The 20,203-nt window shown below is 65.0% G+C and carries 13 protein-coding genes; all 13 read left to right on the top strand.

The window, feature by feature from the left end:
* The first annotated feature begins 5 nt into the window (after window positions 1–5).
* The 13 genes from WJ542_RS22565 (at window position 6) to WJ542_RS22505 (ending at window position 20,142) form a co-directional block, all read left to right on the top strand.
* Window positions 6–1,181 (top strand): tetratricopeptide repeat protein, encoded by a 1,176-nt coding sequence (locus tag WJ542_RS22565; RefSeq protein WP_411192527.1) that lies wholly within the window; start codon window positions 6–8, stop codon window positions 1,179–1,181.
* A 236-nt stretch (window positions 1,182–1,417) separates the two neighbouring features.
* Window positions 1,418–1,990 carry a helix-turn-helix domain-containing protein gene (locus WJ542_RS22560; protein ID WP_411191709.1) on the top strand — a complete coding sequence of 191 codons (573 nt, stop codon included), beginning with the start codon at window positions 1,418–1,420 and terminating at the stop codon, window positions 1,988–1,990.
* 399 nt (window positions 1,991–2,389) lie between these two features.
* Window positions 2,390–5,227, top strand: coding sequence for a TonB-dependent receptor (locus WJ542_RS22555; protein WP_411191708.1), 2,838 nt, complete (start codon window positions 2,390–2,392; stop codon window positions 5,225–5,227).
* 187 nt (window positions 5,228–5,414) lie between these two features.
* Window positions 5,415–7,340: an extracellular solute-binding protein gene (locus tag WJ542_RS22550; protein ID WP_411192526.1), complete on the top strand. Its 1,926-nt coding sequence runs from the start codon at window positions 5,415–5,417 to the stop codon at window positions 7,338–7,340.
* Between the two features lie 26 nt (window positions 7,341–7,366).
* Entirely contained in the window at window positions 7,367–9,250 is a 1,884-nt protein-coding gene (locus WJ542_RS22545) for an extracellular solute-binding protein (protein WP_411191707.1), read from the top strand.
* 16 nt (window positions 9,251–9,266) lie between these two features.
* Window positions 9,267–10,319 (top strand): microcin C ABC transporter permease YejB, encoded by a 1,053-nt coding sequence (locus WJ542_RS22540; RefSeq protein ID WP_411191706.1) that lies wholly within the window; start codon window positions 9,267–9,269, stop codon window positions 10,317–10,319.
* Window positions 10,273–11,388 (top strand): ABC transporter permease, encoded by a 1,116-nt coding sequence (locus WJ542_RS22535; RefSeq protein WP_411191705.1) that lies wholly within the window; start codon window positions 10,273–10,275, stop codon window positions 11,386–11,388. The genes WJ542_RS22540 and WJ542_RS22535 overlap by 47 nt, the downstream gene beginning before the upstream one ends.
* On the top strand, window positions 11,388–13,016 hold the full coding sequence (locus tag WJ542_RS22530) for an ABC transporter ATP-binding protein (protein WP_411191704.1): 1,629 nt from the start codon (window positions 11,388–11,390) through the stop codon (window positions 13,014–13,016). The genes WJ542_RS22535 and WJ542_RS22530 overlap by 1 nt, the downstream gene beginning before the upstream one ends.
* Window positions 13,013–14,449 (top strand): TldD/PmbA family protein, encoded by a 1,437-nt coding sequence (locus tag WJ542_RS22525; RefSeq protein ID WP_411191703.1) that lies wholly within the window; start codon window positions 13,013–13,015, stop codon window positions 14,447–14,449. The genes WJ542_RS22530 and WJ542_RS22525 overlap by 4 nt, the downstream gene beginning before the upstream one ends.
* The gene (locus tag WJ542_RS22520) at window positions 14,449–15,810 is read left to right on the top strand and encodes a TldD/PmbA family protein (RefSeq protein ID WP_411191702.1); all 1,362 of its coding nucleotides are present in this window, start codon (window positions 14,449–14,451) and stop codon (window positions 15,808–15,810) included. Before WJ542_RS22525 ends, WJ542_RS22520 begins: the two co-directional genes overlap by 1 nt.
* Window positions 15,811–15,874: 64 nt before the next feature.
* On the top strand, window positions 15,875–16,402 hold the full coding sequence (locus WJ542_RS22515) for a GNAT family N-acetyltransferase (protein WP_411191701.1): 528 nt from the start codon (window positions 15,875–15,877) through the stop codon (window positions 16,400–16,402).
* Window positions 16,403–16,406: 4 nt separating this feature from the next.
* Entirely contained in the window at window positions 16,407–16,964 is a 558-nt protein-coding gene (locus WJ542_RS22510; RefSeq protein ID WP_411191700.1) for a GNAT family N-acetyltransferase, read from the top strand.
* A 16-nt stretch (window positions 16,965–16,980) separates the two neighbouring features.
* The gene (locus tag WJ542_RS22505) at window positions 16,981–20,142 is read left to right on the top strand and encodes a multidrug efflux RND transporter permease subunit (protein ID WP_411191699.1); all 3,162 of its coding nucleotides are present in this window, start codon (window positions 16,981–16,983) and stop codon (window positions 20,140–20,142) included.
* Window positions 20,143–20,203 lie beyond the last annotated feature (61 nt).

Genomic DNA, 20,203 nt, shown 5'->3' with positions numbered 1-20,203 from the left:
CCGCGCTGGCGTTGGCGGTGAGCGGACTGTCGGCACTGGCCGTGCTGCCGGCGGCCGCGCGCGCGGCCGACACGTTGCGCCCCGACGTGGCGAAGCCGCTGAACGACGCGCAGACGCTGTATCGCGCGCACAACTACCAGGGCGCGCTCGGCAAGATCGCGCAGGCGGCGGCCGTGCCGAACAAGACGCCTTACGAGACCTATATGGTCGAGGAAATGCGCGGCGCCGCGGCGATGGCTGCGGGCGAAAACGGCGTGGCGGCCCAGGCCTACGAGTCGCTGCTCGCGAGCGGCCAGCTCAAGGGCGCGGAGGAGCAGCAGACCACGGCGGCGCTGGCGGGCCTGTACTTCCAGCAGAAGAACTATGCGCAGGCGATCAAGGTCGCGCAGCGCTACCAGAAGGCTGGCGGTACGGATGCGCAGATGGGAACGTTGCTGGTGGAGTCGTACTACCTGTCGGGCGACTATGCGAGTGCCGTGCGTCTGCTGAACGCGAGCGTGGACTCGCAGGTGCGCGCGGGCCACGTGCCCGACGAAGAGCAACTGCAACTGCTGGGCACGTGCGCGCAGCATGCCAACGATCAGGGTGCCTACCGCGGCGCGCTCGAGAAGCTGGTGGCGTATCACCCGAAGCAATCGTACTGGGACGACCTGCTGCATTCGGTTCGCAGCAAGCCGGGTTATCTGGGCGCGCTGGACGTGGACACGTATCGCCTGCGTCGCGCGACGGGGTCGCTCACGACGGCGGACGACTACATGGAGATGACGCAGCTCGCGCTCGTTTCGGGGTCGACGGCTGAAGGCAAGCAGGTCATCGATCAGGGTTTCGCCTCAGGCGTGCTGGGCCACGACGCGCAGGCGGACCGCGAACATCGCCTGCAGGCGCTTGCCGCGAAGCGCACGCAGTCCGGCGCGGACCAGAACGGCAATCCGGTTGCGCCGTTCGATGCGGCCTTCAACCAGGTGTTCGCCGGGCAGGCGCAGCAAGGTATCGCCGCCATGCAGGCGCTCATTGCGAAGGGCGGCCTGGACCACCTGGATCTCGCGCAACTGCGTCTGGGCGAGGCGTACTACTTCGCCGGGCAGAAGGCGAAGGCCGTGCAGGTGTTCCGCAACGTGAAGGGCACCGACGGCAGTGCGGATCTCGCCCAGCTCTGGATTCTGGTGGCGTCGAAGTCGTAAGGGAAAGACTGGCGGCCCGTCGCGCCCGGTGGGCGCCGCGGGCCGCGGAGGAAATGCGGTACACCACCAATTAGGGTAAGGAGTCCAAATCGACTGGCGAGGGCGACCGGTCCCGGGCTTTCCGTCGTGAGACAACCGGTTCCGGTTCGCAAAAGCGGGCGGGGCAGGCGTGTCGACCATGAGGAAAACAATTTGGCAACATCAAACAAATTTTGACGCGTGGTTTCTGGCTTGCTATGGTTTCGCCACTCGATAACAAGGCAGTAGTAGCAGCGATTGGAAGCAGGATTCGGGCGTTGCGCCAGCGGCTCAAGCGCACGCTGCAGGAGACGGCCACGCTGGCGGGGATTTCGAAGCCGTTTTTGTCTCAGGTCGAACGCGGCCATGCTACGCCCTCGATCGCGACGCTTTCGGGGATCGCCAGAGCGCTCGGCGTGACCGTGCAGTACTTCGTCGAGACTCAGAACGAGGCGCAGACCGTGGCCAGAAGCGACGAGCTGAAGTTCTTCGGGTTCGCGGGCTCGGGCAACCAGTTCGGCCGGCTGACCGGCTCGGGCGGCAACAAGTTGCTGGAGGCGCATCTCGTGCGGATGCCGGTGGGCGAAGCGCCTTCGGAAGTCGCGACTGCGGCCGTGGAAGAGTTCATGTATGTAATGAGCGGCGAGGTGTCGCTCAAGCTCGAAGGTAGAACCTTTGTGTTGCAGGCCGGTGACACGGCCCATTACGAATCGGCGGTGCCGCACGAATGGGCCAATACGGCCGACGAGGAAAGCGTGTTCGTCTGGGTGGGCACGCCGAAGCTGTTTTGAGCGGTACAGGGAATGATCCGGCCGCATGAGCCGGAAGCAGTCTTTCAGTAATGCAAAATAAATGTAAGGAAGGGCATTCCGGGCGGAAAAGCTCAACAGGGGCGCCCGGAAGACGCATAAGACAACGTCGGGTCGCGGACAGCATGAAATGCAGTTGCAAGCCATTGCAATGAATTAGTAGTCCGATGCGAATGGATGTTCGAGTGATTCACCGTGTCGTCGTCGACGCTTTATGTGCGCAAAACGCTCTGCAGCGCGCGGGTCGGCCGGTGGCGGATCCAGCAAGGCAAGAAAGGGCGCGGCGCGACAGCGTCGTCAAAAGGAGCAGCGGGGTTCACGAGACCTTGCTTCGCATAAACCGAAGTGGGCGTGACTGACGAGTGAGAAGGGGAAAAAAACGTGAAACAAAGGGTATTGGCGCTAGCCATTCGAAGAATAATCTGGGCTGAAGTAGCCTTGTCGGCGGCGATGGCCGTGCCGGCGTTCGCGCAGAGCCAACCGGCCGCCAGCGGCGGTGCGGCGAGCGCTGCGCCGGCTGCGCCTGCGGCGATCACTACGGCGCAAGCCGACACGGGCACGACAGGTAATACGGCTGGCGCCGCTGCCGGCACCAATGGCACCAGCGCTGCCAGCGCGGGCAGTACCGCGGCCGGTACGACGGGCCAGTCGAACGTCAAGCAACTGAAGACGTTCCAGGTGACCGGCTCGCTGATCCGGCAGTCGGACAAGACCGGCTTCCAGCAGGTGCAGGTCGTCTCGCAGAAAGACATTCAGGCTAGCGGCGCGACCACGGTGTCCGACTACCTGCGCTCGACGGCGGCCAACTCGGCCAGCAGTTGGGGCGACAACTACACGTACAGCACGGCGCCGGGCGGTGCGGGTATTGCACTGCGCGGCCTTTCCGAAAAGTACACCCTCGTGCTGATCGACGGTCAGCGCGTAGCGCCTTACGCGCTGAACACGAACTTCACCGATTCGTTCGTCGACCTGAACGCGCTGCCGCTCAACATGATCGACCGCATCGAGATCGTGAAGACGGGCGCGGTGTCCCAATACGGCTCGGACGCAATCGCAGGCGTGGTGAACATCATCACCAAGCACGACTATCAGGGTCTGCAACTGGACGGCAGCCTCGGCGGCGCACAGCATGGCGGCGCAGGCACGAGCAAGTTCAACATTCTCGGCGGCTTCGGCAATCTGACTTCGGACGGCTACAACATCACGGCCGCCGCGAGCTACCAGCACACGAGCGGCATCAGCCTCGACGAGCGCGATACCACGTCCAGCCAGCTCTTCCCGCTGGGCAACAACCAGGCGCCGTCCTTCTGGCAGACCGCGACGGGCCCGCAGGCGCTGAGTCCCTGCCCGTACGGCGGCAAGACGGTCTCGACCGCCAACTCGATCCCGGGTGCGTTCCAGGCCGGTACGGGCTGCGCCTACAACACCAGCAGCCTCGATTCGCTGGCGCCGGAGAGCGAGCACGCGAACATCAAGGTTCACGGCGATTTCAAGATCAACGACAACGTTCAGGCGTTTGCGGACATCTGGGACAGCTACGGCACGAGTTCGATCGTGACTGGACCGGCGTTCTTCAACGGCCTGAGCTCGCCGCTGACGTACTCGCCCGGGACGGGGCTGGTGGCCGTGAACAACGTGGTTCCGGCGAGCAATCCGTATAACCCGACCGGCGCCGCAACGCCGCTCAACTACATCTTCCCGAATGTACCGGAAGGTGTGAATTCATACTCCAACTTCTGGGCGTTTTCGACGGGCCTGAAGGGACAGTTCGATACGCAGAAGTGGGGCGACTGGAACTGGCAGGCGAGCTATGGCCATTCGCAGAGCGAAGTTTCGGTTACCGATACGAATGTGATGAATGCGCAGGCGTATCAGAATATTCTGGCCGGTGGCTTTGACTTCGCCAATCCGTCGATGACGCCGAACGGCTTGAACGGCCTGTTCAGCGACGCGAACTACATGGCCCTTTCGAAGCTCGATGTTGTCGATGCAACGATTTCGACGCCGAATCTGTTCCACCTGCCGACGGGCGACGTGGGCGTGGGCTTCGGTGCGCAGTTCCAGCATCAGAGCGAATACATCTCGAACCCGACTGGCACCGATACGGGTCAGACGATCATTGCAGGTATTCCGCTGCAGTCGGCCGATGACAGCCGGAATGTGGCCGCGGTCTATTATCAGATCGACATCCCCATCATCAAGAACCTGACGTTCAGCCAGGCCGGCCGCTACGACTACTACAACCAGTTCGGCGGTGCGTTCTCGCCGCGCTTTGCCCTGCGCTATCAGCCTGCCCAGGCGTTCACGGCCTACGCGTCGTACAACCGTGGCTTCCGCGCGCCGACCCTGGTCGAATCGTCGCGTGGCGCGTCGCTGGGTTCGCAAAACGCGATCGATACCGATTCGGCCAGCGCCCAGTACGGTCAGGATGTGAGCGTTGCGGAGCTGATGCACGGCAACCCGAATTTGCAGCCCGAGCGTACGAAGAACTACAACGTCGGTTTCGAACTGTCGCCGGTACATAACACGGACTTCGGTTTCGACTGGTACAAGATCGACGTGACCAACGTGATCGGTATTGCGCCGCTGCAGCCGACGGTGGATGCGAACAATCCAGCGAATGTGGTGCGTAATCCGAATACCAACGTGATCGACTACGTTAATTCGGAGCTGGTCAACTTCTCGTATCTGCACACGGACGGCTTCGAGGCGACCTTCCATCAGGCGCTGCCGACGAAGCTCGGTACCTTCTCGCTGTCGACGGACTGGGCCTATGTTTGGCACTTCGAGACTTCGGGCCTTGCGAATGGCGCGACCGACGCAGCGGGCAACAACAGCTCCCTGTCGCTCTCATTCGGCGGTTCGTTCCCGCGCTGGAGAGGCAACACGACGGTCTCGTGGCTGTCGCCCAACCGCCAGTGGAATGCGGCTCTGACCTGGAACTACACGGGACCGTACGCGAACACGGCTCAGGAGTCGGAGTTCGGTACGCCTGGCATTCCGACGGAAATCAGTTCGTTCAGCGTGTTCAACCTGACGGCCAGCTATACGGGCTTCAAGCACTGGACGCTGTACGCCGGCATCGACAACATCTTCAACCGCGCGCCGCCGTACGACCCGAACTTTGCGTACTTCCCGTTCTATCAGACCGGCTACGACACGTCGCTGTACGACTACATCGGCCGTTACGGTCAGATTGGCGCAACGTACAAGTTCTAAGGACGTGACGTAGTACGCCTGAAGAACGATACCGCTCCGGCCTTTCCACCCGAAAGGCGGAGCGGTTTTTTTAAAGAGCCACACTCTTCGAGACCGATTCAGACGGTTCGTTATCTCGACTGGACTGGATGAAACATGCCCCGGCTACAAGCCTGGGCATTCGTACTGAGCGATGAAGCCACTAGCGATGTTCCAGCCCGCGCGGGCGCTTGCCGCCGCGAAGGCGTATCTGCATCAGACCGTCCGGATCGCTGCCGGCGTTGCGGCGCTGCTGACTCTGGCGCTGCCTCCGGCGCAGGCGTCGTCGTCGATCGCCCAATACGACCAGCCGAAATACCCAACCGGCTTCACGCATTTCGCCTATGCGGACCCCAATGCTCCGGACAATGGCGAACTGACGTACCCGAACTACAACCAACTGCAGAGCTACGATTCGCTCAATCCCTTCCTGCTGCGCGGCGCGCCGGCGCCGGACATCCAGAACCTGATGTTCGATACGCTCATGCAGCGTAGCTGGGACGAGCTGGCTTCCGAATACCCGCTGATTGCCGACAACGTGGATGTGGCGCCCGACCTGGGTTCGGTGACGTTCCATATCAACCCGGCCGCGCGCTTCTCGAACGGCGATCCGATCACCGCTGCGGACGTCAAATATTCGTTCGACACGCTCAAGAGCCCGCAGGCCTCGCCGATGTTCAATTCGCAGTTCTCAGTGATCAAGAGCGCGGCGGTGCTTGACCGGCTGACGATCCGCTTCGACTTCAATCGCAAGGAACGCGCCGCGCCGCTGATCGCGGGCGACCTGCCGGTGTTTTCGCCGAAGTGGGGCATGCGCGCCGACGGCACGCGGCCGCCGTTCGACCAGATTTCCAACGTACCGCCCATCGCCAGCGGCCCGTACCTGATCGAGCAGCGCAAGAACGACAAGCAGATCGTGTATCGCCGCAACCCGAACTACTGGGCGGCGAACCTGCCTTCTCGCCGCGGCATGTTCCGTTTCGAGAAGATCACGTTCCTGCTCTACGCCGATATCTACACCACGCTCGAAGCGTTCAAGGCCGGCGACGTCGACCTCAACATCGAATACAGCGCGACGCAGTGGGCGCGCAAGTATATCGGCAAGAACTTCCGCAACGGGCTGCTGCACAAGGGGGAATTCCCCGACGGCCCGGCGCAGATGCAGGGCATGGTCATCAATATGCGCAAGCCGATGTTCCAGGACCCGCGGGTCCGGCAGGCGCTTGCGCTCGCGTTCGACTACGACTGGATGAACCGAATGATGTTCTATGGTCAATATCGGCGCACCGAAAGCTATTTCGACGCAAGCCCGTTCGCGGCGAGCGGCATGCCGAGCACGAAGGAACTGGCATTGCTCGAGCCCTACCGCGCCGACGTGCCGGCCGCCGTGTTCGGACCGATGATCCGGCAGCCCACCACGCTGCCGCCGAATTCGCTGCGCAGCAACTTGCGCGAGGCGCGCGATCTGCTCGCCGAGGCCGGCTGGCACTATCGCGACGGCGCGCTGCGCGACGCGAACGGCAACCCGATGTCGATCGAGATTCTCGACGACGAGCCGGGCATGGACCGCCTCTATCTGCCCTATATGCAGGCGCTCAACCTGATCGGCATCCGCACCACGTTTCGCGAGATCGATGCGGCGCTCTATCAGAAGCGAGTCGATAATTTCGATTTCGACGTGACCACCTATCTCTATCCGCCCGTGACCATCCCCGGCGCCGAGCTGGTGCGCCGCTTCGGCAGTGCGGCCGCGACACAGGTCGGTTCGGAGAACTATCCGGGCATCAAGTCGAAGGCGGTGGACGGGCTGATCCAGGACGTACTCAAGGCCAACACGCTCGACGATCTCGAAGCCGCCACGCGGGCGCTCGACCGCGTGCTGATGAATTCGTACTATATGGTGCCCGAGTATTACGCGCCCAATACGCGCGTCGGCTACAAGACCGGTTTTGGCCACCCGGCGATCGTGCCCACCTCCTATCAGGACGTGGACTGGGTGATCGAATACTGGTACGACGCCCGCACGCAGACCGAACGCGGCGGACATGACGCGCAAGCGGCATCGGGTGCGCGAACGGGCAATCCGGTTCAGTGAGGAAGCAGGGACCGATGAGAAATTTGATGACACGATGTTTGGCACCGGCCTTCGCGGCGGCGCTGTGCTGCACGCTTGGTGCATTCACCGGGCCGGCACAGGCGCGCCCTTCGATTGCGCAATACGATCAGCCGAGGTATCCGGACAACTTCACGCACTTCGACTACGCGGACGCGGATGCGCCAGCCAACGGCACGCTGAATTTCGAAAACTACAACGACCTGCAGAGCTACGATTCGCTCAATCCGTTTCTCGTGCGCGGCGCGCCGGCGCCGGACATCCAGAACCTGATGTTCGATACGCTGATGCAGCGCAGCTGGGACGAACTGGCCTCGGCCTATCCGCTGATTGCCGACGACGTGGAGGTGGCGTCCGACCTGAGTTCGGCGACTTTCCATATCAACCCGGCCGCACGCTTTTCGAACGGCGACCCGATCACTGCCGCCGATGTCAAATATTCGTTCGATACCCTGACGAGCCCGCAGGCCTCGCCGCTCTTCAACACGCAATTCTCGGTGATCAAGAGTGCGACGGTGCTCGACCGGCTCACGATCCGCTTCGACTTCAGCCGCAAGGAGCGCGACGCGCCGCTGATCGCGGGCGACCTGCCGGTGTTTTCGCCGAAATGGGGGATGCGCGCCGACGGCACGCGGCCGCCGTTCGACCAGATTTCCAACGTACCGCCTATCGCCAGCGGCCCGTACCTGATTGAGCAGCGCAAGAACGACAAGCAGATCGTCTATCGCCGCAACCCGAACTACTGGGCGGCGAACCTGCCGTCGCGGCGCGGGATGTACCGCTTCGAGCGCGTGGAGTTCAAGCTCTATGCGGACCAGTACACGTCGCTGGAGGCCTTCAAGGCCGGCGATGTCGATGCCCGTATGGAATACTATTCGATGCTTTGGGCACGCAAATATGTCGGTAAGAACTTCCGCAACGGCATGCTGGCGAGGGCGACGTTCCCCGATGGTCCCGCGCAGATGCAGGGCTTGTTCTTCAATCTGCGCGAGCCGAAGTTCCAGGACCCGCGCGTGCGCCAGGCGCTGACGCTCGGCTTCGACTACGACTGGATGAACCGGATGCTGCTGTACGGTCAGTACCGCCGCACCAACAGCTTTTTCGACGCGAGCCCGTTCGCGGCGACCGGCATGCCGGGCGCGAAGGAACTGGCGCTGCTCGAACCGTATCGGGCCCAATTGCCGCCGGCCGTGTTCGGTCCGATGATCAAGCAGCCCGACACGCTGCCGCCGAATTCGCTGCGTGGCAACTTGCGAAAGGCGCGCGATCTGCTTGCCGAGGCAGGCTGGCACTATCGCGACGGCGCGCTGCGCGACGCGAACGGCACGCCGTTTACCGTCGAGATTCTCGACGACCAGCCGGGCATGGACCGTCTCTGCCTGCCGTATCTGCAGGCGTTGTCGCTGCTGGGCATCCAGACGAGCTTTCGCGAGGTCGACAGCGCGCTCTACCAGAAGCGTATCGACAACTTCCAGTTCGATATGACGACCTACATCTACGCGCCGGTCACGATTCCGGGCGCCGAGTTGCTGCGCCGCTTCGGCAGTGCCGCAGCGGACCAGGTCGGTTCGGAGAACTACCCGGGTCTCAAGTCGAAAGCCGTGGACGGTCTGATCCAGGACGTGCTCAAGGCCAACACGCTCGACGATCTCGAGGCCGCCACGCGCGCGCTCGACCGCGTGCTGATCAACGAATACCTGATCGTTCCGGAGTACTACCTGCCCAACGCGCGTATCGGCTACAAGACCACGCTGGGCCACCCGGCTATCGTGCCCACGACCTATCAGTACGAGGACTGGATCATCGACTACTGGTTCGTCAAGGCGCCGCCGGCAAGCAGCCATGCGCAGACCGCGGACGCCGCGCCTGCAGCCAGTTCCGCATCACATTGAGCATCGAGGATCATCCATGCTGGCTTACATACTCCGACGACTGATGCTGATGGTGCCGACCTTGATCGGCGTCGTCACGCTGACCTTCGTCGTTACGCAATTCGTGCCGGGCGGACCGGTCGAGCAGATGGTGACGCAGTTGCGCCACGGCGCGAGCCGCGGCGGCGAAACCGGCAGCGGAGGCGGTGGCTATCACGGCAGCCAGGGGGTCGACCCGCAGCAGATCGAGCAGATCAAGAAAGAGTTCGGCTTCGACAAGCCGCCGCTTACGCGCTACTTCCTGATGCTGAAGAACTACGCGACGTTCGATCTGGGCCAGTCCTACTACCAGCACGACAGCGTCTGGCACGTGATCCGCTCGAAGATGCCTGTTTCGATCACGCTGGGCCTGTGGACGGTGCTGCTCACCTACCTGATCGCGGTGCCGCTGGGCATCGCGAAGGCGGTGCGCAACGGCTCGCGTTTCGATACGGTAACGAGCGCCCTCGTGCTGACGGGCTACGCGATTCCGGGCTTCGTGCTGGGCGTGCTGCTGCTGATGCTGTTCGGCGGCGGGACGTTCTGGCAGTTGTTCCCGATGCGCGGTCTCACCTCCGATAATTTCGACGACCTGAGCATGATCGGCAAGGTGCTCGACTATCTGTGGCACATCGTGCTGCCGGTGACGGCTTCGGTGGTCGGCAACTTCGCCATCGTCACGATCCTGACCAAGAACACCTTCCTGGAGGAGATCGGCCGCCAGTATGTGCTGACGGCGCGCGCCAAGGGCGCGCCCGAGCGCGACGTGCTCTGGAAACACGTGTTGCGCAATGCCGCGATTCCGCTCCTGACCGGCTTGCCCGCCGCGTTCGTCGGTGCATTCCTGAACGGCAATCTGCTGATCGAGACGCTGTTCTCGCTGGACGGCATGGGGCAGCTCTCCTACGACTCGGTGATCCGCCGCGATTACCCCGTCGTGCTGGGCTCGCTGTTCCTGTTCACGCTGATCGGCCTTATCACCAAACTCATCGCTGACGTCTGCTATGTCCTCGTCGACCCCCGCATCCAATTCAACCGCCTGGACCACTGAGACGTCCGCGGCCGCCGCGCCGGCGGCCTCCGTCTCCCCATGGCGTCGTACGTGGCTGCGCTTCAAGGCGCAGCGGCTCGGCTACTGGAGCCTCATCATCTTCAGCGGGCTCTTCGTCATCAGCCTGCTGGGCGAAGTGCTGGCCAACGATCGTCCGCTCGTCGTGCGCTACGACGGGCACTATTATTTCCCGATCGTGAAGGAGTACCCAGAGACGCTGTTCGGCGGCGACTTCCCCGCGAAGACCAACTACCTCGATCCGTATATCCGCGGCCGGCTTTCGGCGGGCAGCAACTTTGCGATCTATCCGCCGAATCACTTCCATTACGACACGATCGATTACTTCGCGACGCGGCCGTTTCCGGCGCCGCCCTCGGCCAACAACTGGCTCGGCACCGACCAGTTCGGCCGCGACGTGCTCTCGCGCCTCCTGTACGGCTTCCGGCTCTCGGTGCTGATGGCCATGGCGCTGACCGTATCGGGCGTGCTGATCGGCGTGCTCACGGGGGCCGTGCAGGGCTTCTACGGGGGGCGCACCGACCTGATCGGGCAGCGCCTGATCGAGATCTGGGCCTCGATGCCGGATCTGTATCTGCTCATCATCTTCGCCTCGATCTTCGAGCCCACCTTGTGGCTGCTCTTCATCCTGCTTTCGATGTTCGGCTGGCTCGTGCTCTCCGACTACGTGCGCGCCGAGTTTCTGCGTAACCGTTCTCTCGACTACGTGAAGGCCGCCCGCACGATGGGCCTCTCGAACTGGCAGATCATGTGGCGGCACATCCTGCCCAACAGCCTCACGCCCGTGATTACCTTCCTGCCGTTCCGCATGAGCGCAGCGATCCTCTCGCTCACGAGCCTCGACTTCCTGGGTCTCGGCGTGCCGCCGCCCACACCGAGCCTGGGCGAACTGCTGCAGGAGGGCAAAAACAATCTCGACGCATGGTGGATTTCGATTTCGGCATTCGCGGCGCTCGTCATCACGCTGCTGCTGCTGACCTTCATGGGCGACGCGCTACGCAACGCGCTCGACACGCGCACCAGGGGTTCGGCATTCGGGGGAGGCAAGTGATGAGCCGTATGTTGCTGGAAATTGACCGCTTCTCGGTACGCTTCGGCGAAAAGGTGGCGGTGCAGGAACTGAGCCTCTCGATGCAGCGCGGCGAACGCGTCGCGCTGGTGGGCGAATCGGGCTCGGGCAAGAGCGTGACGGCGCTGTCGATTCTCGGCCTCGTCGAGCATGCGAAGCTGTCCGGCCGTATGCTGTTCGACGGCGAGGACCTGCTGCAGAAAACGGAGCAGCAGATGCGCGGCATTCGCGGCGCCGACATCGCGATGGTGTTCCAGGAGCCCATGACGGCGCTCAATCCGCTCTACACGATCGGCAAGCAGATCGCCGAGAGCCTGCGCCTGCACGAGGGGCTGCGGCCCAACGAAGCCCGCGAGCGCGGCATCGAGCTCTTGCGGCGCACGGGCATTCCCGAACCGGAGCGGCGGATCGACAGCTTCCCGCACCAGCTTTCGGGCGGCCAGCGCCAGCGCGCGATGATCGCGATGGCGCTTGCCTGCCGGCCGCGCCTCTTGCTGGCCGACGAACCGACCACGGCGCTCGACGTGACGGTGCGCCAGCAGATCGTCGATCTGCTGATCGAACTGCAGGAGCAGGAAGCGGCCGATCGCGGCATGGCCGTGCTGCTGATCACGCACGATCTGAATCTCGTGCGGCGCTTCGCGCAGCGCGTCGCGGTGATGGAAAAGGGCATGCTGGTGGAAACCAATACCACGGAAGCCCTCTTCTCGAATCCTCAGCACCCCTACACGCAGCGCCTGCTCGACAGCGAGCCCAGGCGTGCGGTCGATCCGGTCGAGAAGGACGCGCGCCCCATTCTCGACGTGAAGGGCGTGGCCGTGGACTATCACACGGCCGCCAAGGGCTGGCGCTCGATCCTCGGCAGCACGAAATTCCGCGCCGTGCACGAGGCGGACCTGAGCCTGCGCCGCGGCGAGACGCTCGGCATCGTCGGCGAATCGGGCTCGGGCAAGTCCACCCTGGCCTTCACGGTGCTGGGCCTGAACCGGCCGGCGCAGGGCGAGATCCTGATCGACGGCATGCCGCTTTCGACGCTGCGCAATCCCAGGTCGCGGCGCGAACTGTATTCGCGCATGCAGGTGGTGTTTCAGGACCCGTTCGGGTCGCTCTCGCCGCGCATGACGGTGGAACAGATCATCGGCGAGGGTCTCGTGGTGCACCGCCCGGAGTTCGAGGGGCCGGCGCGCCGTGCGCGCATCGGTTCGCTGCTTGAGGAGGTGGGGTTGCCGGCGGAGTCCATGCTGCGTTATCCGCACGAATTCTCGGGTGGTCAGCGCCAGCGCATTGCCATTGCGCGGGCGCTCGCGGTGGAGCCGGAACTGATGGTGCTCGACGAGCCCACGAGCGCGCTCGACGTCTCGATCCAGAAGCAGGTTCTCGCCCTGCTGACGAACCTGCAGAAGAAGTACAAGCTCAGCTATTTGTTCATCACGCACGACCTGGCGGTGATGCGCGCGATGGCGCATCGTGTCATCGTGATGAAAGCAGGCCGTATCGTCGAACAGGGCGACGCGCAGGATGTGCTGTATGCACCGTCGCATCCCTATACGCAGTCGTTGCTGGCCTCTTCGATGCTGCAAGGGCAGGAACCGGTGGAGAAATTCGTATGATCGACGAATGCTGGGCACGCGCGGCACAGGCGCTGAAGAGCCGTGCCGATTTCTGGTCGCTGCGCGTGGTGGACGAACATATTGAGGACCACGAAGTCCGCAACGACGTCGTGCAACCGCTGCGTTCGGTGCATGAGCGCGGCGCGATGATGACCGCGTGGGCGGGCGCCGGAGCGGGCTATGCGGCCACGGCGGATCTCAGCGCGGCAGGCCTGCAGCGCGCGCTGGACACGGCGACCGCGCGGGCCGAGGCCAGCGCGGCGTTTTCGCTGATCGACCATCGCGAGATCGCGCGGCCCACGGACAGCGGCCGCTACGCGTCGCCGAACGTCGACGCGCCACTGCTCACGCGTCGCGAATGGATCGAGCGTCTCTCGCAGGAATGCGCGATTGCGAAGCTCGACGAGCGCATTGTGGAGCGCGTGGCGAGCATGCACGTCGCGCACGCGGACCAGCTCTACCTGACGAGTGACGGCGTGCGCATCGAGCAGCGCTTTCGCTTCCTGATGCCGCAGTTGAGCGTGGCGGCGCACGCGGACGGCGACACCCAGGTGCGCACGCTGAGCGGCAATTACGGCACGCTCGCGCAGGGCGGTCTCGAGATCCTCGCGCGCTACGGCTTCGACGGCGCGGGCGCGCGCGTGGCCGACGAGGCGCTGCAACTGCTCGCCGCGCCCAATTGCCCCTCGGGCAAGCGCGACCTGCTGCTGATGCCCGACCAGATGATGCTGCAGATCCACGAGTCGATCGGTCATCCGCTAGAACTCGACCGCATTCTTGGCGACGAGCGCAACTTCGCGGGCTGGAGCTTCGTGAAGCCGGAGATGTTCGGCCGCTACCAGTACGGTTCCGGGCTGCTGAACGTGACGTTCGACCCCGAGCTGCGCGAGGAGGCCGCGACGTATGCCTTCGACGACGAGGGCAGCGCGGCGACGAAGCAATATCTGATCCGCAATGGCGTGCTGGAGCGCCCGCTGGGCGGTGCGCTCTCGCAGCAACGCGCGGGCCTGCCCGGCGTTGCGAATTCGCGCGCGTCGAACTGGAACCGCCCGCCCATCGACCGCATGGCAAACCTCAACATCGAGCCGGGTACGGCCACGCTGGATGCGATGATCGCCCATATCGAGCACGGCATCCTGATGTCGACGAACACGTCCTGGTCCATCGACGATCATCGCAACAAGTTCCAGTTCGGCTGCGAGTACGGCCGGCTGATCGAGAACGGCAAGCTCACGCAGGTCGTGAAGCGCCCCAACTATCGCGGCATTTCCGCAAGCTTCTGGCGCAGCCTTTCCGCGGTGGGCGATGCGGCCACGCGCGAGGTGTTCGGCACGCCGATGTGCGGCAAGGGCGAGCCCGCCCAGATCATCCGCGTGGGGCATGCTTCGCCCGCATGCGTGTTCAGCGACGTCGACGTGTTCGGAGGCGCATGATGAGCGAAGCCCTTTTTGCGCGCACCGGGGCGTCGGTGGACTGGCAGACGCATTTCACCACGCTGGCCGGCGCGATCGACCGGCTCGTGCGGACCGGCGAGGCGGCGCTCACGTCGTTCGCGGGCGAGCAGTCGGACTTCGTCCGCTTCAACGGCGGCAAGGTGAGACAGACCGGTCAGGTGTCCCAGGGGCGTCTCACGCTGCGTCTCATCGACGGCGCGCGCCAGGCGTACTCGACGCTCGACATCTGCGGCGACGCGGACCAGGACCTGCGCGAAGTCGGCGCCGCGCTGGAGGTACTGCGCACGGACCTGCGCGATGCGCCCGACGATCCGCACCTGCTTTACGACACCACGTCGTGGCAGCGGTCGACGCGCCGCACGGGGCGCCTGCCCGATCCTCACGCGCTCGTGCGCACGGTCGCCGAATGCGCGCGCGGGCTCGATTTCGTGGGCTTTTATGCGGGCGGCACGCTCGCGCGCGGGTTCGCCTCGACGAGCGGCAGCCGCGGCTGGTACGAGGTGGAGAACTTCTGCTTCAGTTGGTCGCTGTATCACCCGGGTGGCCGTGCGATCAAGACGACCTACGCGGGCGACAACTGGGACGACGCGACCTTTGCCCGCAAGGTGGAGGAGGCGGCGGCGCGGCTGCCGGTGCTCGCGCTCGCGCCGCGCGCGCTGGGTCCTGGCCGCTATCGGGCGTGGCTCGCGCCGGGTGCGCTCGAAGAACTGCTGAGCGTGGCTGCCTGGGGCGGCTTCTCGGCGCGCGCGCAGGCCGCCTCGCTGAGCCCGCTGTACCGGCTCAACGCCGGCGAGGTGACGCTTGACCCGCGTGTGACACTGGCGGAAGATCTTGAGCTTGGCATCGCACCCGCATTCAATGAGGATGGCTATCTACGCGAAAGCGTTGCGTTGATTCGCGAAGGCCGCGGCGTGGCGCAGTTGACGAATGCCCGCACGGCGCGGGAGTATGGCCTCGCGCCGAACGGCGCGCTCGCGAACGAGATGCCTTCGTCGCTCGCGATGGCGGCCGGCGACCTTGCCGATGAGGACGTGCTCGCGGCGCTAGGCACCGGTCTCTATGTCGGCAACCTCTGGTACGTGAACTACTCCGACCGCATGAGTTGCCGCCTGACCGGCATGACGCGCTTCGCGACGTTCTGGGTGGAGGAGGGCCGCATCGTCGCGCCGGTCGAGGCGATGCGTTTCGACGACAGTCTGTATGGCCTGCTGGGCGAGAGGCTGGAGCGTCTGGGCGCGCAGCCCGAATTGCGCCTCTCCGACGACTCATGGGGCCAGCGCGCAACCGGCGGCATGAAGCTGCCCGGCGTACTCGTGAGGGAGTTCGAACTGACGCTTTAGGGCGCGTTCAACTCCACGGCCCGCCGGCCGACCCGCGACAGCGCCAACAACAAGGAAAACAACGATGCAGTCGAGGATACCCGAGGGCCTCGTCGTGCGCGCCCTGCGCCCCGGCGACGCCGCCGCTTTTCATGCGTTGCAGAACAGCCCGTCCGTGCTGCGCGGGCATACGCACGCGCCATACGGCTCGCTCGAAGCCACGCGCGAGTGGCTGGAAAAGCTCGCGCCGCCGGCCGTCCTCATTGGCGCCTGGGTGGGCGAGACGCTGGTCGGATCGGTGGGGTTGCACCCGCAGAAGACGCGGCGCTCGCACGTGGGCCAGATCGGCATCAGCGTGCACGACGACTGGCAGCGGCGCGGCATCGGTGCCCATCTGATGGCGCAGGTGCTCGACCTTGCCGACAACTGGCTCGGCCTGCGCCGCCTCGAACTGCACGTGTTCACCGACAACGCCGCTGCCATCGCGCTCTACCACCAATGCGGGTTCGAAATCGAGGCGCGCTTTCGCGGTTCGGTACTGCGCGAAGGCGTACTGATCGATTCGTTCCTGATGGGGCGCTTGCGCGACCCTTTGCCGTTCGCCACGGAGTGACCCGATGCACGACCCGACCCTATCGTCCGTGACGGCGCCGGCTGGTTCGATCCGCGTGCGCGCCTGCGGGCTGGCCGATCTCGAGGCCGTTGCCGCGCTCATGAATCTGCCTCGCGTGCGACACGGCACGCTGTCGAACGGCTGGCGCACGGCCGAATCTCTGCGTGCGTGGTACGACGATCACACGCCCGGCTCCGTCAGGCTCTGTGCTGAAATCGATGCCTGCGTAGTCGGCAATGTGACGCTCATGGTCGGCACGCTGCGGCGCGCGCATTGCGGATCGCTGGGGATCGCGGTTGACGACGCTTTTCAGGGCCGCGGCGTAGGCAGTGCGCTGATGGCGGCGATCGTCGACTATGCGGACCGCTCGCTCGGCCTGCGCCGGATCGAGCTCGAGGTGTACCCCGACAATGCCTCGGCCATCGCGCTCTACCGCAAGTTCGGCTTCGTCGAGGAGGGCCGCTCGCGCGGCAGCTCGGTCCGCGACGGCGTGCTCGCCGACACGCTGCACATGGCACGCTATGCCGACGCGCCGCCTTTCGCCGAACCCTCATCCTCATAACCGGACGGACGCGCGCGTGCCCTTTTTCTTCATCGACAGACCGGTTTTCGCATGGGTCGTGGCGCTCGCCGTGGTGGTGGCGGGCTTGCTGGCCATTCCGATGCTGCCGGTTGCGCAGTACCCGCGGCTTTCGCCGCCGCGCATCGTCATCGCCGCGGAGTACCCGGGCGCTTCGGCGGAAGAGGTGGACAACAACGTCGCGAGCATCATCGAGGAAAGCCTCGACGGCGCCGAAGGGCTGCTCTACTACGAGACCACGAGCGACGCGCTCGGCAACCTCGAAATCGACGTGACGTTCACGCCTCAGACGAATCCCGACATCGCGCTCGTGGACGTGCAGAACCGCCTCAAACAGGTCGAGGCGCGGCTGCCGCAGCCCGTGGTGCAGGAGGGCATCGACGTGGAGAAGGCGGCGAACACGTTCCTGATGCTGGTGGCGCTCACGTCCACCGACGGCACGCGCGATTCCGCGCAACTGAGCGACTATCTGAACCGCTACATCATGCGCGACCTGAAGCGCGCGCCGGGTGTGGGCTCGGCCGAGCTCTGGGATGCCGACGAGGCCATGCGCATCTGGCTCGACCCGGTGAAGCTGCGCGAATACGGCTTCACGGCCGCCGACGTCAACACCGCGATCGCCGCGCAGAACGTACCCGTGACGGCGGGCACGCTCGGCAACGCGCCTTTTGTGAACGGCCAGCAGACCACCGAATCGGTGAGCGTGAAGGGGCAACTGGAGACGCCGGAGGAATTCGGGCAAATCGTGCTGAAGGCGAAGACGGACGGCTCGCTCGTGCGTTTGCGCGACATCGCGCGCGTGGAGATAGGCCGCGACGACTATTCGTTCTACTCGCGCCTGAATGGCCGTCCGGCCGCCACCGTGGGCATCCAGCTCGGGCCGCGCGGCAATGCGCTGGAAACGTCCAATGCGATTCGCGCGCGGCTTGCCGAACTGTCGAAGCATCTACCCTCGGGCGTGGCCATCGAGATTCCGTTCGATACGGCCTACTTCGTGCGCGTGGCGATTCACGAAGTCGTGATCACGCTGCTCGAAGCCGTGGTGCTGGTGTTCGCCGTGATGTGGCTGTTCCTGCGCGACCTGCGCTCCACGCTCGTGCCCACCGTCGTGATACCTGTCACGCTGATGGGCGCGTTCCTCGCGCTTTACGCGTGCGGCATGTCCATCAACGTCTTCACGATGTTCGGGCTCGTGCTCGCCATCGGCATACTCGTGGACGATGCGATCGTGGTCGTCGAGAGCGTGCACCGCGTGATGCACGAGCGAGGCCTGGCGCCGCGCGAGGCGACGCGCGCGGCCATGAAGCGCATTGGCGGCGCCATCGTCGGCGTGACGGTCGTGCTGACCGGCGTGTTCGTGCCCATGCTGTTCTTCACCGGCAACGTGGGCGGCATCTACCGGCAGTTCGCCGTGGCCATGATCGCCTCGATGCTCGTGTCGTCGTTCATGGCGCTTTCGCTCACGCCCGCGCTGTGCGCGAATCTGTTGAGGATGCCGAAGCCCATGAGGCATGGCCGCGCGCAGCCCGCACGCGGGCTCACGGCCCAGGTCGCGCGCGCGTCGCGCGGCTATCGCGCCTTCGTCGCGGCGCTGCTGCGCCGCGCGCCGCGTATGCTCGCCATCTACGCGCTGCTGTGCGCCTTGCTTGCGCTCCTCTACTGGAAGATGCCGCAAGGCTTCCTGCCCACCGAAGACGAAGGCCAGTTGCAGGTGATGATCCAGTTGCCGGCCGGCGCGACCCAGGCGCGCACGTTCGATGCGGTCAAGCGCGTGGAGGCGATCCTGCGCGCGCACGAGGCCGTGGGCAACGTGACGAGCGTGGTGGGCTGGAGCTTCGCGGGCAGCGGGCAAAACGTGGCGATGGCGTTCGTCGAACTGAAGCCGTGGGGCCACCGTCATGAGGATGCCGAAACGTTGCGCGATGCGCTGAACAGCCAGTTCGGCGGGTTCCTCGACGCCGATGTGGAGGCGCAACTGCCGCCGCCGGTGCCGGGTATCGGCCACTCGGAAGGCTTCACCTACCGGCTCGAAGACCGCGGCGGCCTGGGCATGGAGGGCCTCAAGGCCGCGCGCGACCAGTTGATCGACGCGGCCGGCAAGAGCCGCGTGGTGACGGGCGTGCATTCGGAAGACCTGCCCGACGCGCCGCGCGTGGAGCTCGACATCGACCGCAACCGGGCGTACGCCTACGGCGTGCCGTTCGACCGCATCGCCGACGTGCTCGGCAGCACGTTCGGCTCGAATTATGTCGACGATTTTCCGGCGGGCGGGCGCATGCGCCGCGTGATCGTCGAGGCCGACGCGGCCACGCGCATGAGCGATAGCCAGTTGCTCGATCTACCCGTGCAGAACACGGCGGGCGGCACGGTGGCGATGTCGTCGATCGCCTCGACGCACTGGACCGTCGGTCCCGTGATCCTGAGCCGCTACAACGGCTATCCGTCGGTCGACGTGACGGGGCGCGCCGCGTCGGGCCACAGCTCGGGCGAGGCGATGGCGGAGATGGAGAGGCTCGCGCTCGCGCTGCCTGTGAGCGTCTCGGGCGAATGGACCGACACCGCATTCGAGGAGGCCGAGGCCGCGCGGCAGACGCCGCTCCTGATCGGCCTCTCGCTGCTGGCGGTGTTCATGGTGCTGGCCGCGCTCTACGAAAGCTGGATCACGCCGTTTTCGGTGCTGCTCGTTGTGCCGCTCGGAGCGATTGGCGCCGTATCGGCCATGTTGCTGCGCGGGTTGCCCAACGACATTTACTTCAAGGTGGGCATGGTGACGGTGATCGGTCTCGCCGCGAAGAACGCGATTCTGATCGTGCAGGCCGCGAACGTGCGTCGTGTGCGCGGCATGCCGCTCGGCGCGGCCGTGGTGGGGGCGAGCGCCGAGCGCCTGCGGCCCATCGTGATGACCTCGGCGGCGTTCCTGCTCGGCGTGTTGCCGCTCGTGCTCTCGCGCGGCGGCGGCGCGGAGAGCCGGCATTCGATCGGCACCGGCGTGTTCGGCGGCGTGATCGCGGCCACGGTGCTGGGGCTCGTGTTCACGCCGGTGCTCTATTTCGCGGTGGCAAGGCGCGCACGCGGCAGTCGCGCGCCGGCCACGGCGCAACACGAGCACGGCGTGCGCGTGCCGCAGACAGTGGAAGACGACGAGCCGGAGCTACGCTAAGTGGCCTGAGGGCTTCCGGGAATGGAGGGCCCCGCTGTCGTCCGGCGGGAGCCCAATGTCC

The organism is Paraburkholderia yinzeri (assembly GCF_046581065.1).
In the GTDB taxonomy this organism is placed as follows: domain Bacteria; phylum Pseudomonadota; class Gammaproteobacteria; order Burkholderiales; family Burkholderiaceae; genus Paraburkholderia.
The sequence above is the reverse complement of the archived record's forward strand: the minus strand, read 5'-3'. Positions and strand labels throughout refer to the sequence as shown.